This is a genomic window from Sphingobacterium siyangense (assembly GCF_023277505.1).
GTDB lineage: Bacteria > Bacteroidota > Bacteroidia > Sphingobacteriales > Sphingobacteriaceae > Sphingobacterium > Sphingobacterium siyangense.
This window is the reverse complement of record NZ_CP080574.1, coordinates 6,038,459-6,050,051: the sequence shown is the minus strand read 5'-3', so window position 1 is coordinate 6,050,051 and position 11,593 is coordinate 6,038,459. Positions and strand designations below refer to the sequence as shown.

Sequence of the window (11,593 nt, the reverse complement as noted above, 5' to 3'; positions counted from 1 at the left end):
AATTTATGAAAAAAAATGCTATTTTTCGAATTAGCGTCATTTTTAGCTTGCTTTTAACAGGTTCTTACCATACCTACGCGCAAGTAGAAAACCCTAAACCTATTATAAATGCCTCGTTAACAGGTACCGTAATTGACGCCGTAACAAAAGAGCCCCTGCAAGGCGTAACGGTTCAGTTGGAGGCTGTTACACACCAGGTGAAAACCGACAGTAAAGGCGTTTTCCAGTTTGTAACAGGACAAAAATTGCCATTTTCATTGATTGTATCCATTGTTGGTTATCAAACCCGTCATATCGTGGTGGACCATTCTCCGGCAGTGATTGAGCTTACCCCACGATTGGAAGCATTGGATCAAGTAGTGGTCACCGCACGCCGTCGTAAGGAGCAGTTACAGGATGTTCCGATTCCCGTATCGATTATTCGTGGCGCTGCATTGGAGGATGCAGGGGCATTTAATGTTAATCGACTAAAAGAGCTTGTACCTACAGTTCAGTTATATGCATCGAATGCACGTAATACGACGCTTAATATCCGGGGACTGGGCTCAACTTATGGCCTCACCAATGATGGTATCGATCCTGGTGTAGGATTTTATCTTGATGGTGTATATATCGCCCGCCCTGCCGCGACTTGGCTGGACTTTATTGATATCGACCAGATAGAGGTGCTGCGTGGACCTCAAGGTACACTCTTTGGAAAGAATACAACAGCAGGTGCATTTAATATAACCTCACGTTTACCACAATTCACACCAGAGGCCAATGTGGAAGTCAGCTACGGAAACCAAGGTTTTATTCAGGCGAAGACTTCAATCTCGGGGCCATTGGCCAAAAACCTGGCTGCGAGAGCTTCTTTCTCTGGCACACAACGGGATGGAAACTTGTTTAATGTACATACCAATAGGAAGATCAATGATATCAACAACCTGGGCTTTAGAGGGCAATTGCTGTTTACCCCAACCGAGAATATCAAACTGGTGCTTTCGGGTGATGTTTCATCACAGAAACCCGATGGTTACGGCTGGGCGGTTGCCGGAGTTGTAAAAACACAGCGTGCAGACTATAGACAATTTGATGCAATTATTAAAGATCTGGGCTACGAGTTGCCTTATAAAAGTGCCTTCGAGCGTAAGATAGATTTGGATACGCAATCTAAAGCTGATAATAAATTGGGTGGGGTCGCATTGAATGCCGATATCAAGATTGGAGAAGGGACACTGACCTCAACCTCTGCGTGGCGGACATGGACATGGGTCCCGCTCAATGACCGCGATTATTTAGGACTTCCGGTATACACCGTTTCAGCAGGTAATTCCGTCCATAACCAGTGGTCACAGGAGTTCAGATACTCTGGAAAAATCAGTGAAAAGGTTAGCGGGGTCGTCGGTTTATTTGGCCTTTGGCAGGATCTGGGTACAGACCCCGTACATACCGAAGAAACAGGATCTGCCTTTTGGCGTTTTCAAAAAAGCTCTACCAGTGCTTTGTGGCAGACACCGGGATTATTTGACAATTTTGGAATCAAGACCGTTTACGGGATTAAAAGCACAAGCTTGGCAGCCTATACACAGATTGATTGGGCTGTGACGCCAAAATTACATATCCTCCCAGGGCTGCGCTACAATTACGATAAAAAGGTGGCCAACTACGATAGGCAGACCTATGGTGGTTTGCAGACCTCAGATCCCGCCCTGCTTGCCTTAAAGAACGGTGTATATACCAATCAGACTTTTGATGTCAATGCGGATGCAGACAATTTCTCTGGTCAACTCTCCGCAAGATATCGCTTCAATCCAAAGATAAATGCTTACGCAACGTATTCCATCAGCTATAAACCTGTCGGTATCAACGTCGGCGGATTGCCGACAGCCAATGGAGCAGTGTTGCTGGATCTCGCCGAAGTAAAACCTGAGGCTGTCCGTCATAAGGAAATTGGTGTGAAGACGAATCCAACACGCAATTCACTGCTCAATCTGACCGTGTACCAAACGGATATCAAAGACTACCAGACCCAAGTGCAGACTCCTGAACCAGGGGTGAACCGTGGTTATCTGGCCAATGCCGAGAAGGTGCGTGTAAAGGGTGTTGAATTGGATGGAAACATCAACATCGGACATTTTCTCCGATTGAATGGAGCACTGGCCTATACAGATGCCAAGTATGTCAAATTTACCAATGCACCTGTCCCTTTAGAAGAGGTTGGCGGAGCTCAGGCTTTTAAAGATATTTCTGGTGGCGTCCTTCCTGGTGTTTCCAAATGGTCCTGGTCGCTGGGTGGCGAAGCGAATAAAAGCGGTAAGCTGATCGGGCTTAATGGATCTTACTTTTTAGGTGCAGACCTATTTCACCGTTCTAAATTTTCGTCCAGTTCTTCACCATCCCAATACCTAAATATTGATGCCTATTCGGTCTTGAACGCCAGGCTAGGATTCAGGGGATCGAATGGTATTTCGGTGTTTGTGTGGAGTAGAAATCTAACAAATAAAGATTACTACGAGCAGTTGCTGGCGGCACCTGGAAGTTATGGGCAATACGCAGGTGTAGTTGCAGATCCAAGGACTTACGGCGTTACACTGCGATACAATTGGAAACAAGGGAATTAAATCCGTAATTCATAGTATATTCTTATCGACCGTCTCCATTTTATCATGGGGACGGTTTTTGTTTTTTCGGTAATTTTGAATAGCTCCTTTTTTTATATATGGAAATTTGTATATTAAATCATCATTAAGGTGAATGATTTGCGCATGAACGAAAAAGAGCTTTTACAACACTATAAAACAAGCGGTGACTTGTCTACACTGGGGAAACTATATTCGCCCTATATGTCTTTGCTTTATGGTGTGTGCTTTAAATACTTACAGGATCCCGATCGTAGTCAGGATGCTGTGATGCAGATATTTGAAGAGCTGATACAGAAGCTTCGTCAATATGAAGTCGATAATTTTAAGAGCTGGTTACACGTTTACAGTAAAAATTATTGCCTTATGCAATTACGTAAGGATAAGCGGACGACGCAGGTTGATATTGAAAACAATTTGTTTGAAAGCGAACAAAAGCTAAATGATACCAGTGAAGCGAAGTGGGAAGAAAAGGATTTCGAGAAACTGGAAGGCTGTATGCAAACTTTAAACCGCGAACAAGAGGAATGTGTACGTTTGTTCTATCTCGAGCAAAAATGTTATAAAGATATTGCAGATTTGACTGGATATGATTTGAATAAGGTCAAAAGTGCTATTCAAAATGGAAAGCGCAATCTGAAAATCTGTATGGAAAGGAAAGAAAATGGAAAATAATTATCAATTATCAAGGATCCATAATTACATCCATGGTTTGATGAGTAAAGAGGAGATGTTTCAGTTGGAACGTGAAGCGTTGGAAGATCCCTTTTTACAAGATGCCATCGATGGTTACCGATTACAAAATGGTGTGGATGCCCGGCAATTGAGCCTATTGCAACAACGCCTCAATCGTAGGGTGGAAGATACTGTTGCAACAAGACACGCCCAGTATTTCACATGGCAGCGTTTGGCCATAGGTGCTACCGCAGGTGTACTGTTTGTGACTTTATTGGCCCTGCTATATTTTAAACATTTTAGCGGCAAAGCTGAGCGTACAACGGATGTAGAATTAAGTGAACCTGAAAATAGGGTATCTGTTCAACCTTTGCTGGACGGGGGGGATGCAACACCCCGTGAAGGATGGAAAATTTTTGAACAGTACCTCAATCAGAAGTCGGTAGCGCCTGCAGGAGGTGGCGAAATTATTGTCAATTTTACGATCGACAAAAATGGAGTGCCCACCAATATTGCTGCCGAAGGGCAACCCGATCAGTTACTCTTTAATGAAACGGTTCACCTTCTACAGAATGGACCAAAATGGCAGGGAACAAAAGGCCGTTTAAAGATTGTTTTCCCCGTTAAAGCGGAAAATAATACGGCACAAGCAGCTGTCATTAAACCTCCGCATTGTTTTGGAATTGAGAAGAAATAGAGATCGGTTTTAAATAACAGCCCATTTTGTAATAAATGGGCTGTTATTCTATAAGAGAGGATATAAAGTTTATTCTTCCCAACGAATTTTATCTGCAATGGGTGTACGGTTAGGTTCACGCGCCTCAGATTGGTGGTGTCCTAAGTAGAATAGACCGATACATTTTTGATTTTCCTCGAGATTTAAGAAACCACCCAAGTGATTGATTAAACCTGGAGTCGCCCAGTATCCACCGATATTTAGCGAGTGCGCAGCCAACCACATGTTTTCAACTGCAGCAGCTGTACAAGCTAATTCTTCCCATTCAGGAACTTCACCCGTATAATTGACAACAATCGCAATGGCAACGTTTGACTGTGTTGCTTTTTTGCCCATTGTTATTTCAGTTGCTTCAGTATATTTCTCTGTAGGTGTTACCGATTTGTAGATACGTGATAATTCGGTGCCTAAACGTTCTAATCCTTCTTTGCGGAAGATCACAAAACGCCAAGGTTGTGTTCTTTTGTGTGTTGGAGCAGCATTGGCCGCTTCCAAGATACTCAAGATATCTTCTTTACTGACTTCTTCTTCAGTAAAGGAAGCTTGAAATACGGATCTTCTGTAGTGTATTGCTTTTAATACGTCGTTTTTCATTATAATTTATTTTTCCTTTATGCTTTTTCTTCCCATAAAGATACAACATGCAAAATTGTTTTGACGGCTTTTTCCATATCTTGTACAGCTACCCACTCTTGTTTTCCGTGGAAAGCATGCCCTCCAGCAAAAATATTTGGACAAGGTAAGCCCATAAATGAAAGGCGGGAGCCATCTGTTCCACCGCGGATACTTCTTCTTTCGGCCACCATTCCTGCACGGTTGATGGCTTCCATACCGATTTCCATAATTTCAGGATGCTGATCCAGCACTTCTTTCATGTTACGGTATTGTTCTTTTACGACAAAAGTATAGGTGCAGTTTGGATATTGTTCGACAATCGATTTTGCGATGCCTTCCAGCTCATCTTCATGTTTCTTTAGATTGGCTGTAACGTGGTCGCGTACGATAAATTGAATTTCAGCTTTTTCCACAGATCCACTGATATGAACGGGGTGTACAAAGCCGTCTTTTTTGTTGGTGCTTTCAGGTGAAAGTCGATCTTTTGGTAGTGCATCAATTACCGCACTGGCGATTTTGATGGCGCTTTGCATTTTACCCTTAGCAAAGCCCGGATGTACGGATACACCATGAATAGTTAATGTAGCTCCATCCGCTGAAAATGTTTCATCCTCAATGGTTCCCGCTTTTTCGCCATCCATTGTATAAGCAAAATCTGCTGCTAAACGTTTCAAATCTGCTTTATCAACACCTCTTCCAATCTCCTCATCTGGTGTGAAAAGAATTTTGATATCGCCATGTTTGATTTCAGGATGTTTCATCAATAAACGGGCAGCATCCATGATTTCGGCCACACCTGCTTTGTCATCTGCACCCAACAAAGTGGTGCCACTCGCTGTAATGATATCATTGCCAATTTGATTGGCTAGATCGGGATGTTCGGCGTATTTGATAATAATACTCTTGTCGTCAGGAAGCACAAGATCCTGGCCCTGATAATTAGGATGAACCAGTGGTTTAACATCTTTTCCAGAAGAGTCCGGAGATGTATCCATATGAGAACAGAAGCAGATAACAGGAACTTGCTTGGCAGTATTGGATGGAATAGTTGCATAGATATAGCCATTTTCATCCATTGCCGCGTCCGAAATACCCAATTCCAGCAACTCCGCTACAAGTAACTTTCCAAGGTTCTTTTGCTTTTCCGTAGAAGGACATGTTGGTGAATTTGCATCAGATTGTGTGTCAATCTGTACATAGCGTTGAAATCTTTCGGATACCGAAAAATCACTTATGTTGTTGATCTCAAATGTGCTCATTTTCTAATAGCCTTAATGTGATAAGGGTGGTCAAACTTAGATAAATTGCTTTTTATTTGCAATTTAATTTGGTTGCATTTACAAACAATTTGTCCCTACTCTACAGGTTTGATTCTATTTGTTAACAAACTGACAATAACTGAAACTCATAGGAGGGGGCACGCCCCCAATTCCCGCTGAAAGGAATTTATTGTTATCTATAATTTATTGCTACATACAATGTGCTGTAGCGCTTTTGAACAGTAAAGTTTTACCCATAGATATGTGAACAGAAATCTTGGATGATCCCACATTAAAAAAAAGACCTATCAAATCGTTGACAGGTCCTCTTTTTATTGTATCGTTCTCTATTTCTTTTCGTCTGCGTAACCAAATACTTTCTGTAAAATATTGGTATTTCTGCTGCCGCCTATGTTCTGTCTAATTTTTGACTCCTGGTCGGCAACTTTGATGAAAAGACCATCAATTGCTTTCTGCGTAACGTAGGCAGTAAGATTTGTCTCCACTTTATTGCCTAATGGGAGGTTGTTATAAGCTGAGGTCAATTGTGTCCAATACTGGTCCACATTGTTAGTACCCATGGCAGATTTGATAACTGGACTAAATTTGTTCGTTAACTCTGTCGATGTATTTGTTTTAAAAAACGTTGTCGCGGCGTCTTCTTTGCTGCCTAGAAGAATATTGGTCGCATCTGTAATTGTCATCTTTGAAAGTGCATTGACAAATACGGGGGCAGCCTCTTTGACGGCTCCCTCAGCAGCTCTGTTCATGCTCTGTATAAACTGATCGCATAATTTTCCCATACCAACAGCACGAAGTGTTTTTTCTACTTTCTGTGCTTCGGCAGGCATCAAAATCTTTACTGCCGCATCACCCAAAAAACCATCCTTCTTGGCTAAAGATTCGATACTCAGATTTAAACCATTGCTTAAAGCCTGTTTGATCCCCAATGAAGCATCTTTGTTGGATAAAGACGTCAAGGTGTTGGATTTTGATGCTGTTGCTTTAGTATTTGATGCTGTCGTCGTTTTAGTACTGTCGGTTTGGCCCTGACTTGCTTTTGTCAGTGTTTCACTGATTTTCTTAAAAATCTGTGCTTCGCTTGCATTGGAGTAAAGTAGTCCTGAGACAAATAGTGTACAATATAATAGTGGAAATTTCATCATGTTATTGTTTTGCTGTCAAAATTAAACATATCGACTGTTAATTTATGTGAAAGTTTAAAGCAATTGCTAGGAACCATAGCTATTGTCAAGAATCGTAGCAGATGCGCTACACCGTGCTGAATCGCTATCCCTGATGCGGTATAAATAAAAAGCTGTTCCACAAAATAAAACAGCAGATTCTAAGCGAACCTGCTGTTTGTGTTATAGGGTTGTTGTAATTAACATGATATTATTTCCAGGAGAGCGTCGTTGCTACTGGAAAGTGATCTGAGGGGAATTTATTCATATACGTGTCCGTCAGGATACCATATTTTTTAACCTGGAAAGGTTTGGTAATAAAAATATGATCAATGCGGCCTGTTGGTCTGATGCTTTTGCCCCAGCCATTGAAGGAAGAATTGGGTTCATATTTGAATGTTGCCAGTTCATGTACGTCAGTGACTATTTTGCTATTGGCTAATGTGAAATAAGCCTCATCTTTTTCATCCACATTGAAGTCGCCGGTTAAAATCAAAGGTAGGTCTTTGGCAAACTCTTTTGCTTTTTCTAGAATCAACTTGGCACTCTCGGTGCGTGCAGTACGGCCGATATGGTCAAAGTGCGTGTTCATGAAGATGAAGCGTTTTTTGTTGGCCTTGTCTTCAAAAATACCCCAGGTACAAATCCGCGGTAGTGCTGCATCCCAGCCTTTATTTGGGTGTTCGGTATCTGTTGCCGAAAGCCAGAAAGTTCCGCTCTTTATTGCTTTAAAGCGATTTGTATTGTAATAAATAGCCGAGTGCTCGCCCTCTTGTGCACCATCGTCGCGACCAACACCCACGTAATCAAATCCAGGGAGGAGCTTTTTAAGATCTTGAACCTGATCAAAAAAACCTTCTTGGATACCAAAGATATCAAAGCCATGGTATTTAATCAGATTGGTTAGCGGAACTTTGCGGTCGTTCCACATATTGTCAACATCAACGGTATTTCTTTGACGGATATTATAGCTGGCTGCAATAAATTCCTGTGCATAAGACAGAAAGGATAGGCAGAGCGCTAAAGCGAGAATAATACTTTTTTTCATTTAGAATCTAGTTTTTAAAAAGGTACTGAAACGGTCATGCTCATTAAGTCGGCCTGATAAGTGGTCGACTGATTAGGAACCATGACTATTTCAACGGTATTGTTATTTCTTTAATACACGGAGCAACAATTCAGGTTCGTCAGTTGTAATAAAATCAATTTTCTGATTAATTAGATTTGTCATTTCCTCTTCTGTGTTTACTGTCCACGCATTCACTTTCATGCCAAGTTGATGTGCATCTTTCAGCCATGTCGCATTCTTTTTGAAAACCGAAAAGTGATAATCCAAACCATTTATTCCTGCAGCCTTCACCTCAGCAGGAGTTTTATCGCCTGTGAGGTATTGAATATTGGCCTTAGGCGCCAGTTCGTGAATCTTCTGACAAGCTTCAAAGCTAAAGGAAATATAATCAGTGACTTTCTCTGCTTTCAAGTTTTTAACCATTTCCACCGTTTTTGTTGTCGCTTCAAGTGTACGTTCTACGCCTAGTTTATTGATTTTCAATTCAAGGATAAGACGTAAACCTTTCAATTTTTTTCCAGCGTTAAGATATTCTTCCAAGGTGGGAATAGATTCACCGTTAGGATGCTTCTTTTCTAAGAGCTCCTTGTACGTTGCTGTGGCAATATCGATACCATAGAAATCATTATCATGGTTGACCACAAGAATATTGTCTTTGGTCAAATGCACATCAAATTCGGATCCGAAGAGCTTAAGGTCGTGGGCTGCTGTTAAAGAAGCAATGGAATTTTGTGGAAGATGGCTGTTTTTCCATACGCCACGATGTGCAATGGCCTTAGTTTGTGCAAATAATGCCGACGATGAGATCACCATGGCTAGAGTCAGACAGCTAAAAATATGTTTTTTCATGTGATAATTATGTATGAGTGTTTGTTTTCAACGGCATAATTTGCACGTTTCACTCGTTGATTTATTCCTATTCTATTTCTCTTTTTGGGCATTTATATTACCGATTAAGATGTTTGTGGTAAAAAATCGACCCCTTATGATAGGATCGTTTCTTACAAATCTGTTTAAAAGCTGATTTTACATAGGACAAAAAAAGTGGTACTTTTTATCTCGATGTACAAGATCTAAAGTACCACTTTTATATTTAGGAATTGTTAAGTGTAATTTATTTTTTACCGTTCCATTCGGACATGAACTCATCTAGGAAGCTGAGCATATAATCATGGCGATGCGCTGCGATTCTTTTCGCAGCTTCTGTATTCATCTTATTCTTTAACAATAGTAGCTTTTCGTAGAAGTGATTGATTGTAGGAGCCTCCGAATGCTTGTACGCTTCCTTATCCTTATATTCCTGAACGGGAACATTGGGATTATACATCTCACGGCCTTTGTTTCCGCCAAAGCTAAACGCGCGGGCAATACCTATTGCGCCAATAGCGTCTAGACGGTCAGCATCTTGCACGATCTCCATCTCTTTTGAATGGAATGAAACTTCACCTAAACTTGCTTTGAAAGACATGTTGAAGATGATTTTCTTGACATGGTCAATGATCTCAGGCGAAATTTCTAGACTTGCCAAAAACTCTCCGGCAACACGAGGGCCAATTGTTTCGTCGCCATCATGGAATTTACTGTCAGCGATGTCATGTAATAGCGCCGCCAATTCGCACACCATAACATCTGCTTCTTCATCTTCTAAAATTAACTTCGTATTGTTCCATACGCGTTGAATATGCGACCAATCGTGGCCTGCTTCTGCAAATTTCAACCGGTCTTGCACAAATGCTACTGTGCGCTCAATAATGTTATTCATACAATACTTTTGTTTTTTCGCGAGTACCCTCGTATAATTCGTATTCTAATAATCTACAATCTAATTTACCATTATAAAATTCTATACGTCGGGATGCGCGCAACCCGATTTTCTTTGCCAGATCTGGATTTCCAGTAAATATATAGCCTCTATAACCTTTGCATTCCTGTTTCATGAAATCTCCCATACGCTTATAGGTAATTTCTAGCTTGCTGTGTGTGCCCAAACGTTCACCATATTCAGGATTGAATAAAATGACACCTCCTTCTTTAGGAACGTGTGTTTCGGCAAAATCGCATACTTCAAATGAAATTAATTGCTCTACACCAGCAGTTCTTGCGTTCATCTTGGAGACGTTGATTGCCTCTTCCGAAATATCACTTGCGATAATTTGCGGAGCCACTTTTTTATTGATCTGATCTTTAAGTACGCGACGCTCCTGGAAGAAAACTGTTTCATCATAACCTATGAAATGCATAAATGAATAGTTCATGCGTAATAATCCAGGTTTTCTGTTTGTTGCAATCAGAGCTGCCTCAATAGCTAAGGTTCCGGATCCACACATCGGGTTTACAAAAGGAGAATTACCATCCCATTTGGACGCAATAATAGTAGAGGCTGCCAGGGCTTCCAACATGGGCGCTTTTCCCGGGATCTTCCGATAGCCATGTTTCGCTAGTGTTTCACCTGAGGTATCTAGAAAAATTTCAGCACGGTCATCTTTCCAGTACAAGTGCACAACCGCTTTATTATTGTCCGGACCTGAATTAGGGCGCATACCCTTTTTTTCCTTGATACGGTCTACGATTGCATCTTTAACCTTGACGTTTGCAAATAATGGTGTACTGATTGTCTCATTGTCCACATTGGAGCTGACAGAGAAGTATCCGTCAAATTGAATGAGTTCTTCCCATGCGATTTGACTCAATTCGTCATAGAGCTCCGTCGGATTATTGGCCGTAAACTCTTTTAACGAATACAAAATCTGAGATGCTGTGCGCAGGTTCAGATTGAGCTTGATCGTATCGTTTATACTGACCTTTAATTCTACTCCTGTAGGAAATGCCCTGACAATGTCAAAACCTAACTCTTTAACTTCCTGTTGCAAATAAGGTGATAAGCGCTTATTGCACGTTATAATAACTTTATTGGGGGTGTTGAAAACTTCCATCATATTTTGTACAAAGTTAATTAAACTCTTCCTCAAAAATTGCTTAATTTTACGCTTTAATATTTATTTTTTTGATTATGGAAATTAGAGGAAAAGTACACGAGATAGGAGCGACACAACAAGTGACAGAATCATTCAAAAAACGCGATATGATTGTAGCTTATGCCGAAAACCCACAATTTGTTGAGTATATCCGTTTTGAATCAACACAAGACAGAACGTCAATTTTTGATAACCTAGCAATTGGTGAAGAGGTAGAAGTATCTTTTAATCTTCGTGGTCGTCCTTGGACTAATAAAGATGGCGTAACAACTTATTTCAATTCATTGGTCGCATGGCGTGTAACAAAATTAGGTAATGCTGCTCCAGCACCATCTTCTCCAGGTTACGCGGATATGCCTGCTCCTGTAGATTTGGCTGGTTCATCAGATGATGATGATCTACCATTCTAATCTGAATAGGATTTTATGCACTATCGCCCTTGCGGTAGCCAATAGATTA

Annotated in this window: 11 protein-coding genes; 4 read left to right on the top strand and 7 right to left on the bottom strand. The window is 41.0% G+C overall.

The annotated features are described in order from the left end of the window. The first annotated feature begins 5 nt into the window (after positions 1–5). From K2F45_RS25380 to K2F45_RS25370, 3 genes are all read left to right on the top strand, one after another. Entirely contained in the window at positions 6–2,603 is a 2,598-nt protein-coding gene (locus K2F45_RS25380; protein WP_075995000.1) for a TonB-dependent receptor, read from the top strand. 144 nt (positions 2,604–2,747) lie between these two features. Continuing rightward, the gene (locus K2F45_RS25375; protein WP_248932653.1) at positions 2,748–3,296 is read left to right on the top strand and encodes an RNA polymerase sigma factor; all 549 of its coding nucleotides are present in this window, start codon (positions 2,748–2,750) and stop codon (positions 3,294–3,296) included. Further along, on the top strand, positions 3,286–3,993 hold the full coding sequence (locus tag K2F45_RS25370; protein WP_075994423.1) for a hypothetical protein: 708 nt from the start codon (positions 3,286–3,288) through the stop codon (positions 3,991–3,993). The genes K2F45_RS25375 and K2F45_RS25370 overlap by 11 nt, the downstream gene beginning before the upstream one ends. A gap of 69 nt (positions 3,994–4,062) precedes the next feature. Here K2F45_RS25370 and K2F45_RS25365 read toward each other — a convergent pair whose 3' ends face one another. From K2F45_RS25365 to K2F45_RS25335, 7 genes are all read right to left on the bottom strand, one after another. Next, on the bottom strand, positions 4,063–4,626 hold the full coding sequence (locus K2F45_RS25365; RefSeq protein WP_075994422.1) for a nitroreductase family protein: 564 nt from the start codon (positions 4,624–4,626) through the stop codon (positions 4,063–4,065). A 17-nt stretch (positions 4,627–4,643) separates the two neighbouring features. Further along, entirely contained in the window at positions 4,644–5,906 is a 1,263-nt protein-coding gene (gene pepT / locus K2F45_RS25360; RefSeq protein WP_248932652.1) for a peptidase T, read from the bottom strand. A gap of 347 nt (positions 5,907–6,253) precedes the next feature. Beyond that, positions 6,254–7,072, bottom strand: a complete 819-nt coding sequence (locus K2F45_RS25355; RefSeq protein ID WP_240199704.1) for a DUF4197 domain-containing protein — start codon at positions 7,070–7,072, stop codon at positions 6,254–6,256. Positions 7,073–7,301: 229 nt separating this feature from the next. Beyond that, positions 7,302–8,138 carry an endonuclease/exonuclease/phosphatase family protein gene (locus K2F45_RS25350; protein ID WP_248932651.1) on the bottom strand — a complete coding sequence of 279 codons (837 nt, stop codon included), beginning with the start codon at positions 8,136–8,138 and terminating at the stop codon, positions 7,302–7,304. Between the two features lie 102 nt (positions 8,139–8,240). Beyond that, positions 8,241–9,008: a glycerophosphodiester phosphodiesterase gene (locus K2F45_RS25345; RefSeq protein WP_088163159.1), complete on the bottom strand. Its 768-nt coding sequence runs from the start codon at positions 9,006–9,008 to the stop codon at positions 8,241–8,243. Between the two features lie 265 nt (positions 9,009–9,273). Beyond that, positions 9,274–9,921, bottom strand: coding sequence for an HD domain-containing protein (locus K2F45_RS25340; protein WP_248932650.1), 648 nt, complete (start codon positions 9,919–9,921; stop codon positions 9,274–9,276). Next, a complete protein-coding gene (locus tag K2F45_RS25335) occupies positions 9,914–11,092 on the bottom strand; it encodes a THUMP domain-containing class I SAM-dependent RNA methyltransferase (protein ID WP_248933814.1) in 1,179 nt (392 codons plus the stop codon). Before K2F45_RS25335 ends, K2F45_RS25340 begins: the two co-directional genes overlap by 8 nt. A 77-nt stretch (positions 11,093–11,169) precedes the next feature. Between K2F45_RS25335 and K2F45_RS25330 the strand changes: the two genes are divergently transcribed. Further along, positions 11,170–11,544, top strand: coding sequence for a DUF3127 domain-containing protein (locus K2F45_RS25330; RefSeq protein ID WP_075994416.1), 375 nt, complete (start codon positions 11,170–11,172; stop codon positions 11,542–11,544). Positions 11,545–11,593 lie beyond the last annotated feature (49 nt).